Origin of the sequence: Micromonospora sp. CPCC 206171, from assembly GCF_036906755.1 — a bacterium.
Lineage (GTDB): Bacteria > Actinomycetota > Actinomycetes > Mycobacteriales > Micromonosporaceae > Micromonospora > Micromonospora purpureochromogenes.
Genome location: NZ_JBAKHT010000002.1, coordinates 412,330 through 431,334 on the forward strand (window position 1 = coordinate 412,330; position 19,005 = coordinate 431,334).

The following is a 19,005-nucleotide window of genomic DNA, read 5'->3' on the forward strand; positions in this document are numbered from 1 at the left end:
TCGTGACGGGGTTTCTAGAACTCGAGCCCGGCTTCGCGGGCGGCGTCGGCAAGCGCGGCGACCCGCCCCGCGTACCGGTTGCCACCGCGGTCGAAGACGACCTTGGAGACGCCGGCGGCCTTGGCGCGCTCGGCGAGCAGGGCGCCGACCTTGCCGGCCAGGGCGCTCTTGTCGCCCTCCGCACCACGCAGCGACGCGTCCAGGGTCGAGGCCGACGCCAGGGTGTGACCCTTGGTGTCGTCCACGATCTGGGCGACGATGTGCCGCAGGGAGCGGGTGACCACCAGGCGGGGACGCTCGGCGGTGCCGCTGACGTTCTTGCGGACCCGGAAGTGCCGGCGCGCACGCCCGACGGCACGCTTGGCGGCGACGCCGCGGCGGCGCTTGAGCAGCGTGGCGCTCACTTCTTACCTGCCTTTCCAGCCTTGCGGCGGATGACCTCGCCCTGGTACTTCACGCCCTTGCCCTTGTAGGGCTCCGGCGGGCGGATCTTCCGGATGTTGGCGGCGACCTCACCGACCTGCTGCTTGTCGATGCCGGCCACGTGGAACAGCGTCGGCTTCTCCACCGTGAAGGTGATGCCGTCCGGAGCCGGCACCAGCACCGGGTGCGAGAACCCGAGCGCGAACTCGAGGTCCTTGCCCTTGGCGGTGACGCGGTAACCGGTACCGGCGATCTCCAGGCTCTTGCGGTAGCCCTCGGTCACACCGACGATCATGTTGGCGACCAGGGTACGGCTGAGGCCGTGCAGTTCCTTGGCCTTGCGCTCGTCGTTCGGCCGGTTGACGTGCACCTGGCCGTCCTCGCCACGCTCCGCCGTGATCGGCTCGGCGAGCGTGTGCGACAGCTCGCCCTTGGGGCCCTTGACCTTCACGGTCTGGCCGTCGATCGTGATGTCGACGCCGGCCGGTACCGGGATCGACTTACGTCCAATACGCGACATTTCTACCTGTCTCCCGTTACCAGACGAAGGCGAGGACTTCCCCGCCAACGCTCCGCTTGCGGGCCTGCCGGTCGGTCAGCAGCCCCTGGGACGTCGAAATGATCGCCACGCCCAGCCCGCCGAGCACCCGCGGGAGCCCGTCCGACTTGGCGTACACCCGGAGACCGGGCTTGGACACGCGCTTGATGCCGGCCAGGCTCCGCTCGCGGTTCTGGCCGTACTTCAGCTCGACGACCAGTCGCTTGCCGACGGCGCCCTCCTCGGGCTCCTCGACCGACCAGGTGGCGATGTAACCCTCGGCCTTGAGGACCTCGGCGATGTTCGCCTTGATCTTCGAGTAGGGCATCGTCACCCGGTCGTGGTACGCCTGGTTGGCGTTACGCAGACGCGTGAGCATGTCTGCGATCGGGTCGGTCATCGTCATGAATTTCGTCAACCTTTCTCGCCGGGGTTCCCCGGGCACTGCCCGGGGCCTACGGCGAAGAGACAGTTCAGCTGACGCGCGAAGCGCGCCGGGCTATTACCAGGAAGCCTTGGACACGCCGGGCAGCTCACCGCGGTGGGCCATCTCCCGGATGCACACCCGGCAGAGACCGAACTTGCGGTAGACCGCCTTCGGACGCCCGCACCGCTGGCAGCGGGTGTACGCGCGAACCGAGAACTTCGGCTTCGCGGCCGCCTTGATGATCAGCGCCTTCTTGGCCATTCGCTCAGTTCTCCTTGAACGGGAAGCCCAGGAGCTTGAGCAGCGCCCGGCCCTCGTCGTCGGTCGTGGCGGTCGTGACCACCGTGATGTCCATGCCCCGCTGGCGATCGATCTTGTCCTGGTCGATCTCGTGGAACACCGACTGCTCGGTCAGACCGAACGTGTAGTTGCCGTGCCCGTCGAGCTTGCGCCCGTCGAGACCGCGGAAGTCGCGGATACGCGGCAGGGCGATCGACAGCAGCCGGTCCAGGAACTCCCACATCCGGTCGCCGCGCAGGGTCACCTTCGCACCGATCGGCATGCCCTCACGCAGCTTGAACTGCGCGATGGACTTAGTCGCCCGCCGCACCTGCGGCTTCTGGCCGGTGATCGTGGCGAGGTCGCGGACCGCGCCGTCGATCAGCTTGGCGTCGCGAGCAGCCTCGCCGACACCCATGTTGACGACGATCTTGACCAGCCGCGGAACCTGCATGGGGTTCGCGTAGCTGTGCTGCTCCTGCAGCTGCGCCACGATCTCGTTACGGTACCGCTCCTTGAGGCGCGGCATGGTCTTGGTTTCGGTAGCCGTGGTCATCACAGGTCCTTACCGGTGCTACGCGCGATGCGGACCTTCTGGCCGTTGTCGTCGATCCGGTACCCGACGCGGGTCGGGTTCCCGTCGGAGTCCAGGACCTGCACGTTGGAGACGTGGATCGGGGCCTCCTGGGTGACGATGCCACCGGTCTTGGCGCCACGCTGGGTGGTGCTGATGCGGGTGTGCTTCTTGACCCGGTTCACGCCCTCGACCAGGACCTTGTCCTGCCGCGGGTAGGCCGCGATGACCTTGCCCTTGGCACCCTTGTCCTTGCCGGCGATGACGACGACCGTGTCGCCCTTCTTGACCTTCACGGTCACAACACCTCCGGCGCGAGAGAGATGATCTTCATGAACCGCTTGTCCCGCAGCTCCCGACCCACCGGGCCGAAGATACGGGTACCGCGCGGGTCCCCGCCGTCCTTGATGATGACGGCGGCGTTCTCGTCGAAGCGGATGTACGAGCCGTCCGGCCGCCGCTTCTCCTTGGCGGTGCGGACGACGACGGCCTTGACCACGTCGCCCTTCTTCACACCAGCACCCGGGATCGCGTCCTTGACGGTGGCCACGATGACGTCGCCGATGCTCGCGTAGCGCCGACCGGAGCCACCGAGAACCCGGATGCACAGGATCTCCCGGGCACCCGTGTTGTCGGCGACGCGCAGTCGCGACTCCTGCTGAATCACGTCTATCTCCTATGTCTGCCGGTTCTCCGGCCGCCCGGAGGCGGCCGGAGCCTGGCGGAACCTGCGCCCGACCGATACCGGCCGAGCTCGAGCCTTCGCTACTTGGCCTTCTCGAGGATCTCCACGAGCCGCCACCGCTTGGTGGCGGAGAGCGGCCGGGTCTCCATGATCAGGACCCGGTCGCCGATACCGGCCGAGTTCTGCTCGTCGTGCACCTTCAGCTTGCTGGTCCGGCGCATGATCTTGCCGTACAGCGCGTGCTTGACCCGGTCCTCGACCTCGACCACGACGGTCTTTTCCATCTTGTCGCTGACCACGAGGCCCTCACGCACCTTGCGGCGGGCCCGCGCGGCGGCGGTGGTGTTCTCGCTCATGATGCAGTCACCTCAGTCGGCGCGGCCGAGAGACCCAGCTCGCGCTCACGCATGATCGTGTAGATCCGGGCGATCTCCCGACGGATGACCTGCAGCCGCCGGTTGTTGTCCAGCTGCCCGGTTGCGGCCTGCACGCGGAGGTTGAACAGCTCCGCCTTGGCCTCACGCAGCTTCGTGACCAGCTCCTCCTCGGAGAGCTCACGCAGCTCGGAAGGCTTGACGCCCGCTGCCATCAGGATTCACCCACTTCGCGCGTAACAATGCGGCACTTCATCGGGAGCTTGTGGATCGCGCGACGCATCGCCTCTCGCGCGATCTGCTCGTTGGGGAAGGACATCTCGAAGAGAACCCGCCCCGGCTTGACGTTCGCGACCCACCACTCGGGCGAGCCCTTACCGGAACCCATGCGGGTTTCCGCCGGCTTCTTGGTGAGGGCCTGGTCCGGGAAGATCGTGATCCAGACCTTGCCACCACGCTTGATGTGGCGGGTCATCGCGATACGGGCCGACTCGATCTGGCGGTTGGTCACGTACGCCGGCTCGAGAGCCTGGATCCCGAACTCGCCGAACACCACCCGGTTACCACCCTTGGACGCGCCGTGGCGGTCCGGGTGGTGCGGCTTGCGGAAGCCCTTCGGGGGCTTGCGCGGCATCAGCATCTGTCAGCCCTCCTGCTGCGTTTCTGCCGGAGCAGCCGCGGCCGAGGCGACAGCAGCACTGTCGATCGGCTCGCCACTCGGCGTCTCGGCCTGCTGAGCGATGGTGGTCGCAGCAGCCCGGCCGGCCTCGGTGCCGCCGGCGGTCGTGCCGGACGAACCCGACCGGCCACGGCGCGGCCGCTCCGGACGGTCGCCACGCTCACCACGACGCGGACGGGACGGACCGGCCTCGGCCGGAGCCTCCCGGCCCGGGACGGCGTCGCCCTTGTAGATCCAGACCTTCACGCCGATCCGGCCGAAGGTGGTACGGGCCTCGAAGAAGCCGTACTCGATGTTGGCCCGCAGCGTGTGCAGCGGGACGCGACCCTCGCGGTAGAACTCGGTCCGGCTCATCTCGGCACCGCCGAGACGACCCGACACCTGGACCCGGATGCCCTTGCAGACCGGGTTCTTCATCGCCGACTGCATCGCCTTGCGCATCGCCCGACGGAAGCTGACCCGGCTCGAGAGCTGCTCGGCGACGCCCTGGGCGACCAGCTGCGCATCCGACTCGGGGTTCTTCACCTCGATGATGTTCAGCTGCACCTGCTTGCCGGTGAGCTTCTCCAGCTCGCCGCGGATCCGGTCGGCCTCCGCACCCTTGCGGCCGATGACGATGCCCGGCCGGGCGGTGTGGATGTCCACGCGGACCCGGTCACGGGTGCGCTCGATGTCGACCTTGGAAATGCCGGCACGCTCGAGGCCCTTGGACATCATCCGGCGGATCTTGACATCCTCGCCGATGTAGTCCTTGTAGAGCTTGTCCGCGAACCAGCGGGACTTCCAGTCGGTCGAGATGCCGAGCCGGAACCCAGTGGGGTGAACCTTCTGACCCATTACTCGGCACCCTCCGTCTTGCTCTCCGTCTCAGCGGCCTCGGCCTGCTTCGCCGGGGCGGCCTTCTTCGCGGCGGCCTTCTTCGGCGCAGCCGGCGCGACCGCCTCGACCGCCACGGTGATGTGGCAGGTGCGCTTGCGGATCCGGTACGCCCGGCCCTGCGCCCGCGGCCGGAACCGCTTCATGGTCGGGCCCTCGTCGACGAACGCCTCGCTGACGAGCAGCGCGTCGGGGTCCAGCCGCTCGTTGTTCTCCGCGTTGGCGATCGCGCTCGCGAGCACCTTGTACACCTGCTCGCTCGCAGCCTGCGGCGCGAACTGCAGCACCGTGAGCGCCTCCTTCGCGGGCAGGCCGCGGACGAGGTTGACCACCCGGCGCGCCTTCATCGGCGAGATGCGCACGTGCCGCGCAACCGCCCGCGCGCCCGGAAGCACCGGAGCGTCGCCCTTTCCTGGCATCGCTGTAACCCCTTGTTCCTCTATCCGTATGCCCGCGGCGTCAGCGCCGACGGCTCTTCCGGTCGTCCTTCTCGTGACCCTTGAACGTGCGGGTCAGCGCGAACTCGCCGAGCTTGTGCCCGACCATCGCCTCGGTCACGAACACCGGGACGTGCTTGCGTCCGTCGTGCACGGCGATCGTGTGACCCAGCATCTCCGGGATGATCGTCGAGCGCCGCGACCAGGTCTTGATGACGTTCTTCGAGCCCTTGTCGTTCTGCGTCTCCACCTTCTTGAGCAGGTGGTCGTCGACGAACGGGCCCTTCTTCAGGCTGCGAGGCATGTCTTATCTCCCTCAGCCGCGCTTACGCGTGGCGTAGCGACGGCGGACGATCAGCCGGTCACTCGGCTGGCCCTTACGACGGGTGCGGCCCTCGGGCTTACCCTGCGGGTTGACCGGGTGGCGACCGCCGGAGGTCTTACCCTCACCACCACCGTGCGGGTGGTCGACCGGGTTCATCGCGACACCACGGACGGTCGGGCGCTTGCCCTTCCACCGCATGCGGCCGGCCTTGCCCCAGTTGATGTTCGACTGGTCGGCGTTGCCGATCTCGCCGATGCTGGCGCGGCAGCGCACGTCCACCCGCCGGATCTCACCGGACGGCATGCGGAGGGTCGCGTACACACCCTCACGGCCGAGCAGCTGGATGCCGACGCCGGCCGAGCGGGCCAGCTTGGCGCCGCCGCCCGGACGAAGCTCCACGTTGTGGATCGTCGTACCGACCGGGATGTTGCGCAGCGGCAGGTTGTTGCCCGGCTTGATGTCGGCACCCGGACCGGACTCGACGCGGTCGCCCTGCTTCAGGTCCTTCGGCGCGATGATGTACCGCTTCTCGCCGTCGGCGTAGTGCAGCAGCGCGATGCGCGCGGTGCGGTTCGGGTCGTACTCGATGTGCGCGACCTTCGCCGGCACGCCGTCCTTGTCGACCCGCTTGAAGTCGATCAGGCGGTACTGCCGCTTGTGGCCGCCACCGTGGTGCCGGGTGGTGATCCGGCCGTGGGCGTTGCGTCCGCCCTTCTTCGGCAGCGGAGCCAGCAGCGACTTCTCGGGCGTCGACCGGGTGATCTCGGCGAAGTCGGCGACGCTGGAGCCACGCCGGCCCGGCGTCGTCGGCTTGTATTTACGGATAGCCATTGTCTACACCCCTCAGCTGACCGGGCCGCCGAAGGCCTCGATACGGTCACCGTCAGCCAGCTTCACGATCGCCCGCTTGGTCGCCTTGCGCTGACCGAAGCCGGTCTTGGTGCGCTTGCGCTTGCCCTCGCGGTTGAGCGTGTTGACCGTCAGGACGCGGACGTTGAAGATCTGCTGGATAGCGATCTTGATCTCGGTCTTGTTGGCGTCCGGGTGCACCAGGAAGGTGTACCAGTTGCGGTTCAGCTCGCTGTAGCTCTTCTCCGAGACGACCGGCGCGACGATGATGTCGCGCGGATCGGCGATCGTGCTCACTTGCCACCCTCCTCGGTGGTCTCGGCGGGAACGCCCAGGAACTCGTCCAGGGCCTCCTTGGTGAAGACCACGTCGTCGGCCACCAGCACGTCGTACGTGTTGAGCTGGCCGGCCTCGATCAGGTGCACCCGCGGCTCGTTGCGCAGCGACACCCAGTTCAGCTCGTCGGCGCTGCTCAGCACGACCAGGACCCGACGGGCCTCGGTCAGCTTCGCCAGCGTGGCCAGAGCGGCCTTGGTCGACGGCTTCTCGCCCGAGACGAAAGCCTCGACGACGTGCACCTGGCCGGCGCGCGCCCGGTCGGAGAGGGCGCCACGCAGGGCGGCGGCCTTCATCTTCTTGGGGGTGCGCTGGCTGTAGTCGCGCGGGACCGGGCCGTGCACCACGCCACCGCCGGCGAACTGCGGCGCGCGGATCGAGCCCTGCCGGGCACGACCGGTGCCCTTCTGCTTGTACGGCTTCTTGCCGCCACCGGCGACCTCGCCGCGGGTCTTGACCTTGTGCGTGCCCTGCCGGGCCGCCGCGAGCTGGGCCACCACGACCTGGTGCATCAGCGCGAGGTTGGCCTGGACGTCGAAGATGTCGGCCGGCAGCTCGACGGAGCCGCTCTTGGCGCCCTCGACGTTGCGGACGTCAACGGTGGTCACTTGGCCGCACCGCCCTTCTTCACCTTGGTCTTGGCCGCGGTACGGACCAGGACCAGCGCGCCCTTGGGGCCGGGGATGGCACCACGGACGAGCAGGAGGTTGTTCTCGGTGTCGACCGCCTGGACGGTCAGGTTCTGGACGGTGTAGCGCACGCCACCCATCCGGCCCGCCATCCGGGTGCCCTTGAAGACGCGACCCGGGGTGGCGCAGGCGCCGATGGAGCCCGGCGAGCGGTGCTTGCGCTCCACACCGTGGCTGGCGCGCAGACCGTGGAAGCCGTGCCGCTTCATCGGGCCGGCGTAGCCCTTGCCCTTGGTCTTGCCGGTGACGTCGATGGCGACGCCGGCCGGGAACTGCTCGACCGTGACCTCCTGGCCCAGCGAGTAGTCCGCGGCGTCCGCGGTGCGCAGCTCGACGATGTGCCGGCGCGGCGCCACGTCCGCCTTCGCGTAGTGCCCGCCCAGCGGCTTCTTGACCTTGCGCGGGTCGATCGTGCCGTAGGCGAGCTGGACTGCGGAGTAACCGTCCTTCTCGGCGCTACGAACCTGGCTGACGACGCACGGGCCGGCCTGAACCACGGTCACCGGGACAACGCGGTTGTTGTCCCAGACCTGGGTCATGCCGAGCTTTGCGCCCAGGATCCCCTTGACTTGCCTGTCCATTTGTCCGGTCCCTACAGCTTGATCTCGATGTCGACGCCAGCCGGCAGGTCGAGGCGCATGAGCGAGTCGACCGTCTTCGGGGTCGGGTCGATGATGTCGATCAGCCGCTTGTGCGTGCGCATCTCGAAGTGCTCGCGCGAGTCCTTGTACTTGTGCGGCGAGCGGATAACGCAGAAACGGTTGATCTCCGTGGGCAGCGGCACCGGGCCCGCGACCTGCGCCCCGGTACGCGTCACCGTCTCGACGATCTTCCGAGCCGAGGAGTCGACGACCTCGTGGTCATAGGCCTTGAGCCGGATGCGGATCTTCTGTCCCGCCATGGTGGCTTCTGTTCCTTCTCTCGATGCCGCTGTGTTGCGGGCGCCTGTACCGGCTGGTACAGGCCCACTTCGCCGACCCCCGCGGTCGGGCGTGTCGCGCCCTCGGGCCAGGCTCCGCCCCGGGACTCCGGAGCGATTCTCAGACCACGCGGTGGGTCAAGGCGCCGATCGCATCACAGCGATCTGGACGCCGTGCGAGGGTGGTTGACCGCCAGGGGCGATCAACCACCCTACGCGCGACTGTTGGTCTCCCGGAGGTCCAGCTCTCACCGGACGCAGGTGACTAACCGTCGTTACGCAACCTGACTAGTATGCCGCACGACCGGCGGCCACGCTAATCGGGGTTACCCAGCTCACTTGAGGATGTTGGTGACGCGACCAGCGCCGACCGTACGTCCACCCTCGCGGATCGCGAACTTGAGGTTCTCCTCCATGGCGATCGGCTGGATCAGCTTCACCGTCATGGTGGTGTTGTCGCCCGGCATGACCATCTCGGTGCCCTCGGGCAGCGTGACGACGCCGGTGACGTCCGTGGTCCGGAAGTAGAACTGCGGACGGTAGTTCTGGAAGAACGGGGTGTGCCGGCCGCCCTCCTCCTTGGAGAGGATGTAGACCGTCGCCTCGAACTCGGTGTGCGGGGTGCTGGTGCCCGGCTTGATGACGACCATGCCGCGCTCGACGTCCTCGCGCTTGATGCCCCGCAGCAGCAGACCGACGTTCTCACCCGCGCGGGCCTCGTCGAGCAGCTTGCGGAACATCTCGATGCCGGTGCAGGTGGTCTTCATCGACTTCTCGCGGATGCCGACGATCTCCACCTCCTCGTTCGGCTTGAGGATGCCGCGCTCGGCGCGACCGGTGACGACGGTGCCACGACCGGTGATCGTGAAGACGTCCTCGATCGGCATGAGGAACGGCTTCTCGGTCTCGCGCTCCGGCTGCGGGATCGCGGTGTCGACAGCGTTCATCAGGTCCAGGAGCTTGCCGGTCCACTCGGGGTCACCCTCGAGGGCCTTCAGCGCCGAGACCCGGACGACCGGCAGGTCGTCACCCGGGTACTCCTGCGCCGACAGCAGCTCGCGGACCTCGAGCTCGACGAGCTCCAGGAGCTCCTCGTCGTCGACCATGTCGCTCTTGTTGAGCGCCACGACGATGTACGGCACACCGACCTGACGGGCCAGCAGCACGTGCTCGCGGGTCTGCGGCATCGGGCCGTCGGTCGCCGCCACCACCAGGATCGCGCCGTCCATCTGCGCGGCACCGGTGATCATGTTCTTGATGTAGTCGGCGTGACCGGGGCAGTCGACGTGCGCGTAGTGACGCGCCTCGGTCTGGTACTCGACGTGCGCGATGGAGATCGTGATGCCGCGGGCCTTCTCCTCCGGCGCCTTGTCGATCTCATCGAACGGCGTGTACGGGTTCAGGTCCGGGAACTGGTCGTGCAGGACCTTGGTGATGGCCGCCGTCAGCGTCGTCTTACCGTGGTCGATGTGACCAATGGTGCCGATGTTGACGTGCGGCTTAGTCCGCTCGAACTTCGCCTTCGCCACTGGTGTCCTCCTGTGGACTTCTTGGTTCGTTCGCCCCGGCGCGCCGATTGGCGCTTAGGACTCTGTCGACAGCCTTTCCGGCCTGGCGGCCGGAGAGCTTTGGTGGGTTCTGCGGCGATGAAGCCTACAGGCCCGGTCTCACACAACCCGATCGAGGTGGCCGCGGGCGGGGAGTGCCCTCCCGCGACCAGCCTCGAACCATCGGATCAACTCAGGTGAGCGTCACTCACCAGTCGCCTTGGCGATGATCTCCTTCGCCACGCTCTGCGGAACCTCGGCGTAGGAGTCGAACTGCATGCTGTAGCTAGCCCGGCCCTGGGTCTTCGACCGCAGGTCGCCGACGTAGCCGAACATCTCCGACAGCGGCACCAGGGCCCGGACGATACGGGCGCCGCTGCGCTCCTCCATCGCCTGGATGATGCCGCGCCGGGAGTTGAGGTCGCCGATGACGTCACCCATGTTCTCCTCAGGAGTGGTGACTTCAACGGCCATCATCGGCTCGAGGAGCGCGGGGTCGGCCTTGCGGGCCGCCTCCTTCATCACCATCGAGCCGGCGATCTTGAATGCCATTTCCGACGAGTCGACCTCGTGGTACTGACCGTCCAGCAGCGTCAGCTTGACACCCACCAGCGGGAAGCCGGCGAGGATGCCGTACTGCATCGCGTCCTGGGCACCCGCGTCCACCGAGGGGATGAACTCCCGGGGGATGCGGCCACCGGTGACGGCGTTGGCGAACTCGTAGGTCGGCGAGTCGTTGTCCAACGGCAGCGGCTCGACGCTCACGATCACGCGGGCGTACTGGCCGGAACCACCGGTCTGCTTCTTGTGGGTGTACTCGATCTTCTCCACCTTGCGGCGGATCGTCTCGCGGTACGCCACCTGCGGCTTGCCGATGTTCGCCTCGACGTTGAACTCGCGGCGCATCCGGTCCACCAGGATGTCCAGGTGCAGCTCGCCCATGCCGGAGATGACCGTCTGACCGGTCTCCTCGTCCAGCTTGACGCGGAAGGTCGGGTCCTCCTCGGCCAGCCGCTGGATGGCGGTGCTGAGCTTCTCCTGGTCGGCCTTGGTCTTCGGCTCGATCGCGACCTCGATGACCGGCTCCGGGAAGGTCATCGACTCCAGGATGACCGGGTTCGCCGGGTCGCAGAGGGTGTCACCGGTGGTGGTCTGCTTGAGACCCTGCACCGCGATGATGTCGCCAGCCTGGGCCGAGCTGCGCTCTTCCCGCTTGTTGGCGTGCATCTGGTAGATCTTGCCGATCCGCTCCTTGCGGTCCTTGGTGGAGTTGACCACCTGGGTACCGGTCTCGACCACGCCGGAGTAGACCCGGACGTAGGTGAGCTTGCCGAGGTGCTTGTCGGTCTGGATCTTGAAAGCGAGGCCGGAGAAGGGCTCCGACTTGGACGGCTTCCGCTGCATCGGGGTCTCGCCGTCGGTGGCCGTACCCTCGATCGCCGGAACGTCCAGCGGCGACGGCAGGAAGTCGACGACGGCGTCGAGCATGGGCTGCACGCCCTTGTTCTTGAACGCCGAGCCGCAGAGCACCGGGTTGGCCTTGCTGGCGATGGTGGCCCGACGGATGGCGGCCTTGATCTCCTCGACGGAGATCTCCTCGCCCTCCAGGTACTTCTCCATCACCGAGTCGTCGACGTCGGCCAGGGTCTCCATCAGCTTCTCGCGCCACTCCGCCGCGGAGTCGGCCAGGTCGGCCGGGATCTCCTCGATGGCGTAGTCCTCACCCTTCTGGGTCTCCCCGCGCCAGGTGAGGGCGCGCATGCCGATCAGGTCGACGACGCCGATGTGGTCGCCCTCGAGGCCGATCGGGATCTGGAGCACCAGCGGGGTGGCGTTGAGCCGGTCGATCATCATCTGCACGCAGCGGAAGAAGTCGGCACCGGTCCGGTCGAGCTTGTTGACGAAGCACATCCGGGGTACGTGGTACTTGTCGGCCTGACGCCAGACGTTCTCCGTCTGCGGCTCCACGCCGGCGACACCGTCGTAGACCGCGACCGCACCGTCCAGCACCCGCAGCGACCGCTCGACCTCGACCGTGAAGTCGACGTGACCGGGCGTGTCGATGATCTGGATCGTGTGGCCCTTCCACTCACACTTGGTGGCAGCGGAGGTGATGGTGATACCACGCTCCTGCTCCTGCTCCATCCAGTCCATGACGGCAGCGCCCTCGTGGACCTCACCGATCTTGTACGTGATACCGGTGTAGAACAGGATCCGCTCGGTGGTCGTGGTCTTACCGGCATCGATGTGCGCCATGATGCCGATGTTGCGTACGTTGGCGAGCGCGTCTGCGGCGGCCACTTCAATCCCTACTTATCGTCGTCTCGACTCAACTGGTGGCGGTTCCGGCGCCGGTCCGGCGCCGGAACCAGGGTGTTACCAGCGGTAGTGCGCGAAGGCCTTGTTGGACTCGGCCATCTTGTGCGTGTCCTCGCGCCGCTTGACGGCGGCACCCAGACCGTTGCTCGCGTCCAGCAGCTCGTTCATCAGCCGCTCGACCATGGTCTTCTCACGACGGGCCTTGGAGTAGGTCACCAGCCAGCGCAGACCGAGGGTGGTCGCGCGGGCCGGACGGACCTCGACCGGCACCTGGTAGGTCGCGCCACCGACACGGCGGCTGCGGACCTCGAGGGTCGGCTTGACGTTGTCCATCGCGCGCTTGAGCGTGACGACCGGGTCGGTGCCGCTCTTCTCGCGGCAGCCCTCCAGGGCGGCGTACACGATGCGCTCGGCGAGCTGACGCTTACCGCGCATCAGGATCTTGTTCACCAGCTGGGTGACCAACGGCGAGTTGTACACCGGGTCAGCGACCAGCGGCTTCCGCGGAGCGGGTCCCTTACGCGGCATGTCAGCTCTTCTCCTTCTTCGCGCCGTACCGGCTGCGCGCCTGCTTGCGGTTGCGGACACCCTGGGTGTCCAGCGAACCGCGGACGATCTTGTACCGCACGCCGGGGAGGTCCTTCACCCGGCCGCCGCGGACGAGCACGATCGAGTGCTCCTGCAGGTTGTGACCGACGCCCGGGATGTAGGCGGTCACCTCGATCTGGCTGCTGAGCTTGACACGAGCGACCTTGCGGAGCGCCGAGTTCGGCTTCTTGGGGGTGGTGGTGTACACGCGGGTGCACACACCGCGCCGCTGAGGGCTGCCCTTCAGCGCCGGGGTCTTGGTCTTGGTCGTCTTGGCCTGGCGGCCCTTTCGGACCAGCTGCTGGATGGTGGGCACCGGGTTTCTCCGCTCCCTTCGGCCGCTCACGCGACCGCGCCGTCTGCTCGTTAGCCGACCTGATGGACGGCTCTCCTACATTCCGACCAGGGCCACCTCACGGAGGTCCCGGCACCCGCGGTCGGGCGTGTCGCCCAGCTCACGGTCCCGGTGCCGTCGCTCGCGCGTCGCACCGGATTCTGTTCGCCGGCACGCGGTGGACCGTGCGCCGGGTCTTGGACTGTGTCGTGCGGCCGCTCGATCGCCGGATGAACCGGGACCCGCGCACGCACGAGTTGCCCGGGCTGGCCCGGGCACAAGGGGAAAGAGTACCTACCACAGCCTCGCAGGTCAAAACGGAATGGTCCGGCGGATCTCAAACCCCGCCGATCGCCCGCCCCGTGGCGCCTGCTCGCCCGTGCTGGGCACCTACGGCTCCAAGTGTACCGGCTGCCCGCGGAAGCGACCCGTCGCCCCCGCCGCGACGGCCGTCACCCGAACTGCAGCAGCAACGCCAGCCCCAGGCCCGCCAGGCAGAGCAGCAGACCCGTCGCCCCGCAGCTGATCCCGGCCGTGGCCAGCCCCCGCCCGGTGAACCGCACGGCCGGCGGCGGTGCCGTCCGCCCGATCTGCCGCCGGGCCAGCAGCCCGGCCACGATCGCGGCCGCCCCGGCCAGCGCGCCCGGCACGGTGAACGCGCCGGCCGCCCAGGCCCCGCCGTACCGCGCCGCCACGACACCGAAGCAGAGCACCAGCACCGACACCAGGATCGACACCACCCCGGCCACCAGCGAGCCCACCGCCGGACCGGAGGTCACCGCCGGCACGTCGAGATGAACGACCCCGAAGGGGGTACCCGGCACCGGATCGACCCGCTTGGGCGGTCTGGGCGCCTCGCGCGGCGGCGGAGGCAACCACCCCGGACCGGGCGGCCACCCGCCGCCCGGCGTCCCACCGAGGTACGCCCCCGCCGGAGACGGCCCCGGGTACGGCCCGGAAACCTGGCCCGGCTGCGCGGGCGAGAACTGCCCGGGATGGCCGCCGAAGGGCTGGCCCGGCGACAACTGCCCGGGGTACGCCGGCGCCGGCGGCGACGCGTACCCGATGGGGGTGGCCTCCGGCGGCGTGCCGGCGGCCCGGCTCGACGGATCGCCCGCGGCGGCCCCCTGCGCCGACCAGGGCGACACCTCCGGCGCGGGGAGCGCGGGCGGGGCCGCACCGGCGGACCCGGGCGCACCCGTCTCCGGGGGCCCGGCGGGCTGGCCGCCCGGGTCGGCTCCCGACGGCGGCGCCGGTTCCGTCACGTGGTCCTCCTGTCGACAAGCCAGATCCCTCGCCGCGCGACGGACACCGGCCAGGCTACCGTCGGCGCGCACCGCCCCGCAGGGCGCGCACGATCACCGGCGCTCAGTCCACGTTCGGGGCGTAGTCCTGCCCGAACGGGGCGTCGGCCAGCCGGACCACGCCGATCACCACCAGCGTCACCACGGCGACCGCGACCAGCACCAGACCCGCCCAAGCCAGCCGCTCCCCCTGCCGCAGCCAGGCCGCGCCGGTGAGGTACCCGCCGGAGGCGTACGCCTCCCGCCGGGCCTGCCGGGCGAGCTGGAGCGCCACCGTCGCGGGTACCACCCCGCCGACGAACAGCCCGGTCAGCGCCCCGATCAGGCCCAGCGCGAAGACGGCGCGAGCCTTGGTCGCGGGCGCCGGGTCGGGGTCGAGCGGGTGGCGTGGCGGCTGGTGCGCCACGGGCAGCTGCCCGGGAGCGGTCGTCATACCCCCATCATGCCCGCCGGCGCACGCCGGGACCGGCCACCTCGGCCCCGAAGACCGACCCACCCCGGGACACGACGAGGCCCCCGGCGGTCACGCCGGGGGCCTCGTCGGTCACTGCTTAGCGGTACGACCCGAAGTCGAAGTCGTCCAGCGGCACAGCCTGCCCGCTGGCCGGCCCGAAGCCGTAGTCGGTCTCCGGGTAGCCGGTCATCGAGTAGACCTTGGCCTTCGCCTCCTCGGTCGGCTCGACCCGGACGTTGCGGTACTTGCTGATGCCCGTACCGGCCGGGATGAGCTTACCGATGATCACGTTCTCCTTGAGGCCGACGAGCGAGTCGCTGCGCGAGTTGATCGCCGCGTCGGTCAGCACCCGGGTGGTCTCCTGGAAGGAGGCCGCCGAGAGCCAGGAGTCGGTGGCCAGCGAGGCCTTGGTGATACCCATCAGCACCGGGCGACCGGCGGCGGGCTCGCCACCCTCGCCGACGAGCCGGCGGTTCTCCGACTCGAACAGCGCCCGGTCGACCAGCACGCCCGGCAGGAACTCGGTCGAGCCGGAGTCGATGACCGTCACCCGCTTGAGCATCTGGCGGATGATGATCTCGATGTGCTTGTCGTGGATGAGCACACCCTGCGAGCGGTAGACCTCCTGGACCTCCTGGGTCAGGTGGACCTGGACCGCGCGCGGGCCGAGGATGCGGAGCAGCTCGTGCGGGTCGATGGTGCCCTCGGTGAGCTTCTCGCCGACCTCGACGTGGTCCCCGTCGTGGGTCCGCAGCTTGACCCGCTTGGAGATCTTGTCGTAGACGATCTCGTCGCTGCCGTCGTCCGGCACCACGATGATCTTCCGCGACCGCTCGCCGTCCTCGATCCGGACCCGGCCCGGGGTGTCGGCGATGGGCGCCTTGCCCTTCGGGATCCGGGCCTCGAAGATCTCCTGGACACGGGGCAGACCCTGGGTGATGTCCTCACCCGCGACACCACCGGTGTGGAAGGTACGCATCGTCAGCTGCGTACCGGGCTCACCGATCGACTGGGCGGCGATGATGCCGACCGCCTCGCCGATGTCGACCGACTTGCCGGTCGGCAGCGAGCGGCCGTAGCAGGCCGCGCAGACGCCCAGCTTCGACTCGCAGGTGAGCACGCTGCGCACCCGGACCGTCTCCGTCCCGGCGGCGACGATCTTGTCGACCAGGATCGAGTTGAGGTCCTGACCGCGCTGCGCCACCACGGTGCCGTCCGGCCCCTTGATGTCGTCGGCCAGGGTCCGGGCGTGCACGCTGGTCTCGGCGTGCGTGTGCACGACCAGCTTGCCGTCCAGCCGCTCGCCGATCTGCATCGGGATCGCCCGGTCCGTGCCGCAGTCCTCCTCGCGGATGATCACGTCCTGCGAGACGTCCACCAGACGACGGGTCAGGTAACCCGAGTCGGCGGTCCGCAGCGCGGTGTCGGCGAGACCCTTACGGGCACCGTGCGTGGAGATGAAGTACTCCAGCACGGACAGACCCTCCCGGTAGCTGGCCTTGATCGGCCGCGGGATGATCTCGCCCTTCGGGTTGGCCACCAGACCACGGATCGCCGCGATCTGCCGGAGCTGGAGCAGGTTACCGCGGGCACCCGAGTGGATCATCTTCCACAGCGGGTTCTCCTGCGGCAGCGCGGTGTCCATCTCCTTGGCGACCTCGTTGGTCGCCTTGGTCCAGATCTCGATGAGCTCGCCGCGACGCTCCTCGGCGGTCATCAGACCACGCTGGTACTGCTTGTCGATCTGGTCGGCGTCCTTCTCGTACCGCGCCAGGATCTCCCGCTTGCGCGGCGGCGCGATGACGTCCTCCATGCCGATGGTGACGCCGGACCAGGTGGCCCAGTGGAAACCGGCCTCCTTGAGCCCGTCCAGGGTGGCCGCGAGGGCCACCTTCGGGAAGCGCTCGGCGAGGTCGTTGACGATCGCGGAGAGCTGGCCCTTGCGGATCTCGTAGTTCACGAAGCGGTAGCCCTGCGGCAGCGTCTCGTTGAACAGGACCCGGCCCAGCGTGGTCTCCACGGTCAGCGGCTCGCCCTCGGCCCAGCCCTCGGGCGCGACCCACGGCTCGGCGCCGGCGCCGTTGTCGACACCGACCACGCCGCGCAGCCGGATCTTGACCGGGGTCTGCAGGTGCAGCTCGCCGCTGTCGAACGCCATCCGCGCCTCGGCGTCCGAGCTGAACGCCCGGCCTTCACCCTTGCCACCCGGGGTGAGGTGGGTGAGGTGGTAGAGACCGATGACCATGTCCTGGGTGGGCATGGTGACCGGCTTGCCGTCGGCCGGCTTGAGGATGTTGTTCGACGACAGCATCAGGATCCGCGCCTCGGCCTGGGCCTCGGCGGACAGCGGCACGTGCACCGCCATCTGGTCACCGTCGAAGTCCGCGTTGAACGCGGTGCAGACGAGCGGGTGGATCTGGATCGCCTTGCCCTCGACCAGCTGCGGCTCGAAGGCCTGGATGCCCAGGCGGTGCAGGGTCGGCGCGCGGTTCAGCAGCACCGGGTGCTCGCCGATGACCTCTTCCAGCACGTCCCACACGACCGGCCGCTGCCGCTCGACCATCCGCTTGGCGGACTTGATGTTCTGGGCGTGGTTGAGGTCCACCAGCCGCTTCATCACGAACGGCTTGAACAGCTCCAGCGCCATCTGCTTGGGCAGGCCGCACTGGTGCAGCTTCAGCTTCGGGCCGACCACGATGACCGAACGGCCGGAGTAGTCGACGCGCTTGCCGAGCAGGTTCTGGCGGAACCGGCCCTGCTTGCCCTTGAGCATGTCGGACAGCGACTTGAGCGGGCGGTTACCCGGACCGGTGACCGGCCGGCCGCGACGGCCGTTGTCGAACAGCGCGTCGACGGCCTCCTGGAGCATCCGCTTCTCGTTGTTGACGATGATCTCGGGCGCGCCGAGGTCGATCAGCCGCTTGAGGCGGTTGTTCCGGTTGATCACGCGGCGGTACAGGTCGTTCAGGTCGGAGGTCGCGAAGCGGCCACCGTCGAGCTGCACCATCGGGCGCAGGTCCGGCGGGATGACCGGGACGCAGTCCAGCACCATGCCGAGCGGCGAGTTGCGGGTGTTCAGGAACGCCGCGACGACCTTGAGCCGCTTGAGCGCCCGGATCTTCCGCTGGCCCTTGCCGGAGCGGATGGTCTCGCGCAGGCTCTCGGCCTCGGCGTCGAGGTCCATGTTCTGGACCAGCGCCTTGATGGCCTCGGCGCCCATGCCGCCGGTGAAGTACTCGCCGAACCGGTCGCGCAGCTCGCGGTAGAGCAGCTCGTCGGTGACCAGCTGCTTCGGCTCCAGCTTGCGGAAGGTGTCCAGCACCTCGTCGAGGCGGTCGATCTCGCGCTGGGCCCGGTCGCGGATCTGGCGCATCTCGCGCTCTCCGCCCTCCTTGACCTTGCGCCGGACGTCCGCCTTGGCACCCTCGGCCTCCAGCTCGGCCAGGTCGGCCTCGAGCTTGGCGGCCCGCTTCTCGATCTCCGAGTCGCGGCTGTTCTCGGACTGCCGCTTCTCGGCCAGGATCTCGTTCTCGATCGTCGAGAGGTCACGGTGACGCGACTCGGCGTCCACGCTCGTCACGACGTACGAGGCGAAGTAGATGATCTTCTCGAGGTCCTTGGGGGCGAGGTCCAGCAGGTAGCCCAGCCGGCTCGGCACGCCCTTGAAGTACCAGATGTGGGTCACCGGAGCGGCGAGCTCGATGTGCCCCATCCGCTCACGACGGACCTTGGAACGGGTCACCTCGACGCCGCAGCGCTCGCAGATGATGCCCTTGAAGCGGACCCGCTTGTACTTACCGCAGTAGCACTCCCAGTCCCGCTGCGGACCGAAGATCTTCTCGCAGAAGAGCCCGTCCTTTTCCGGCTTCAGGGTGCGGTAGTTGATCGTCTCAGGCTTCTTGACCTCACCGTGCGACCACTGACGGATGTCGTCGGCGGTGGCGAGGCCGATGCGCAGCTCGTCGAAGAAGTTGACGTCGAGCACTATGTCCCCTATGTCGTCGTCTGTACTGCTAGCTAGTGGGTGGGGTCGGGAGCCGGCGAGCCGG

Annotated in this window: 25 protein-coding genes; all 25 read right to left on the reverse strand. The window is 68.5% G+C overall.

What is annotated here, in order from left to right; translation table 11 throughout:
- Positions 1-14 precede the first annotated feature (14 nt).
- Entirely contained in the window at positions 15-404 is a 390-nt protein-coding gene (gene rplR, locus V6U89_RS04640; protein WP_088960261.1) for a 50S ribosomal protein L18, read from the reverse strand.
- Positions 401-943 (reverse strand): 50S ribosomal protein L6, encoded by a 543-nt coding sequence (gene rplF / locus V6U89_RS04645; protein ID WP_154941823.1) that lies wholly within the window; start codon positions 941-943, stop codon positions 401-403. Before rplF ends, rplR begins: the two co-directional genes overlap by 4 nt.
- Before the next feature lie 16 nt (positions 944-959).
- The gene (rpsH, locus tag V6U89_RS04650) at positions 960-1,367 is read right to left on the reverse strand and encodes a 30S ribosomal protein S8 (protein ID WP_013288624.1); all 408 of its coding nucleotides are present in this window, start codon (positions 1,365-1,367) and stop codon (positions 960-962) included.
- 96 nt (positions 1,368-1,463) lie between these two features.
- Positions 1,464-1,649, reverse strand: a complete 186-nt coding sequence (locus V6U89_RS04655) for a type Z 30S ribosomal protein S14 (protein ID WP_007465272.1) — start codon at positions 1,647-1,649, stop codon at positions 1,464-1,466.
- Positions 1,650-1,653: 4 nt separating this feature from the next.
- Positions 1,654-2,223 (reverse strand): 50S ribosomal protein L5, encoded by a 570-nt coding sequence (gene rplE / locus V6U89_RS04660; RefSeq protein WP_154941822.1) that lies wholly within the window; start codon positions 2,221-2,223, stop codon positions 1,654-1,656.
- On the reverse strand, positions 2,223-2,543 hold the full coding sequence (gene rplX, locus V6U89_RS04665) for a 50S ribosomal protein L24 (protein ID WP_207914040.1): 321 nt from the start codon (positions 2,541-2,543) through the stop codon (positions 2,223-2,225). Before rplX ends, rplE begins: the two co-directional genes overlap by 1 nt.
- Positions 2,540-2,908, reverse strand: a complete 369-nt coding sequence (gene rplN / locus V6U89_RS04670) for a 50S ribosomal protein L14 (RefSeq protein ID WP_007073026.1) — start codon at positions 2,906-2,908, stop codon at positions 2,540-2,542. The genes rplX and rplN overlap by 4 nt, the downstream gene beginning before the upstream one ends.
- A gap of 98 nt (positions 2,909-3,006) precedes the next feature.
- The gene (gene rpsQ, locus V6U89_RS04675) at positions 3,007-3,282 is read right to left on the reverse strand and encodes a 30S ribosomal protein S17 (RefSeq protein WP_091262798.1); all 276 of its coding nucleotides are present in this window, start codon (positions 3,280-3,282) and stop codon (positions 3,007-3,009) included.
- Entirely contained in the window at positions 3,279-3,515 is a 237-nt protein-coding gene (gene rpmC / locus V6U89_RS04680; protein ID WP_013288628.1) for a 50S ribosomal protein L29, read from the reverse strand. The genes rpsQ and rpmC overlap by 4 nt, the downstream gene beginning before the upstream one ends.
- Positions 3,515-3,940: a 50S ribosomal protein L16 gene (gene rplP, locus V6U89_RS04685; protein ID WP_073834927.1), complete on the reverse strand. Its 426-nt coding sequence runs from the start codon at positions 3,938-3,940 to the stop codon at positions 3,515-3,517. The genes rpmC and rplP overlap by 1 nt, the downstream gene beginning before the upstream one ends.
- A gap of 3 nt (positions 3,941-3,943) precedes the next feature.
- Positions 3,944-4,816, reverse strand: coding sequence for a 30S ribosomal protein S3 (gene rpsC / locus V6U89_RS04690; RefSeq protein ID WP_334569337.1), 873 nt, complete (start codon positions 4,814-4,816; stop codon positions 3,944-3,946).
- Complete coding sequence (gene rplV, locus V6U89_RS04695; RefSeq protein ID WP_088960255.1) at positions 4,816-5,274, reverse strand: 50S ribosomal protein L22; 459 nt, start codon at positions 5,272-5,274, stop codon at positions 4,816-4,818. Before rplV ends, rpsC begins: the two co-directional genes overlap by 1 nt.
- 40 nt (positions 5,275-5,314) lie before the next feature.
- Positions 5,315-5,596 carry a 30S ribosomal protein S19 gene (gene rpsS, locus V6U89_RS04700; RefSeq protein ID WP_007073032.1) on the reverse strand — a complete coding sequence of 94 codons (282 nt, stop codon included), beginning with the start codon at positions 5,594-5,596 and terminating at the stop codon, positions 5,315-5,317.
- 12 nt (positions 5,597-5,608) lie between these two features.
- Entirely contained in the window at positions 5,609-6,448 is an 840-nt protein-coding gene (rplB, locus tag V6U89_RS04705; RefSeq protein WP_088998353.1) for a 50S ribosomal protein L2, read from the reverse strand.
- 12 nt (positions 6,449-6,460) lie between these two features.
- The gene (gene rplW, locus V6U89_RS04710; protein ID WP_073834931.1) at positions 6,461-6,763 is read right to left on the reverse strand and encodes a 50S ribosomal protein L23; all 303 of its coding nucleotides are present in this window, start codon (positions 6,761-6,763) and stop codon (positions 6,461-6,463) included.
- Positions 6,760-7,410, reverse strand: coding sequence for a 50S ribosomal protein L4 (gene rplD / locus V6U89_RS04715; protein ID WP_154941819.1), 651 nt, complete (start codon positions 7,408-7,410; stop codon positions 6,760-6,762). Before rplD ends, rplW begins: the two co-directional genes overlap by 4 nt.
- Positions 7,407-8,072 carry a 50S ribosomal protein L3 gene (gene rplC, locus V6U89_RS04720; protein ID WP_334569339.1) on the reverse strand — a complete coding sequence of 222 codons (666 nt, stop codon included), beginning with the start codon at positions 8,070-8,072 and terminating at the stop codon, positions 7,407-7,409. The genes rplD and rplC overlap by 4 nt, the downstream gene beginning before the upstream one ends.
- 11 nt (positions 8,073-8,083) lie before the next feature.
- Positions 8,084-8,392 (reverse strand): 30S ribosomal protein S10, encoded by a 309-nt coding sequence (gene rpsJ / locus V6U89_RS04725; protein ID WP_007073037.1) that lies wholly within the window; start codon positions 8,390-8,392, stop codon positions 8,084-8,086.
- Between the two features lie 353 nt (positions 8,393-8,745).
- Positions 8,746-9,939, reverse strand: coding sequence for an elongation factor Tu (gene tuf / locus V6U89_RS04730; RefSeq protein WP_334569340.1), 1,194 nt, complete (start codon positions 9,937-9,939; stop codon positions 8,746-8,748).
- A 222-nt stretch (positions 9,940-10,161) separates the two neighbouring features.
- Positions 10,162-12,258, reverse strand: coding sequence for an elongation factor G (gene fusA / locus V6U89_RS04735; RefSeq protein WP_334569341.1), 2,097 nt, complete (start codon positions 12,256-12,258; stop codon positions 10,162-10,164).
- Positions 12,259-12,333: 75 nt separating this feature from the next.
- Positions 12,334-12,804: a 30S ribosomal protein S7 gene (gene rpsG, locus V6U89_RS04740; protein WP_088647009.1), complete on the reverse strand. Its 471-nt coding sequence runs from the start codon at positions 12,802-12,804 to the stop codon at positions 12,334-12,336.
- Position 12,805: 1 nt separating this feature from the next.
- Positions 12,806-13,180 carry a 30S ribosomal protein S12 gene (rpsL, locus tag V6U89_RS04745; protein WP_007465318.1) on the reverse strand — a complete coding sequence of 125 codons (375 nt, stop codon included), beginning with the start codon at positions 13,178-13,180 and terminating at the stop codon, positions 12,806-12,808.
- Positions 13,181-13,650: 470 nt separating this feature from the next.
- Positions 13,651-14,022, reverse strand: coding sequence for a hypothetical protein (locus V6U89_RS04750; protein WP_334569433.1), 372 nt, complete (start codon positions 14,020-14,022; stop codon positions 13,651-13,653).
- Between the two features lie 544 nt (positions 14,023-14,566).
- Positions 14,567-14,935, reverse strand: a complete 369-nt coding sequence (locus V6U89_RS04755) for a hypothetical protein (RefSeq protein ID WP_154941815.1) — start codon at positions 14,933-14,935, stop codon at positions 14,567-14,569.
- A 118-nt stretch (positions 14,936-15,053) separates the two neighbouring features.
- On the reverse strand, positions 15,054-18,941 hold the full coding sequence (locus V6U89_RS04760) for a DNA-directed RNA polymerase subunit beta' (RefSeq protein ID WP_334569343.1): 3,888 nt from the start codon (positions 18,939-18,941) through the stop codon (positions 15,054-15,056).
- Positions 18,942-19,005 lie beyond the last annotated feature (64 nt).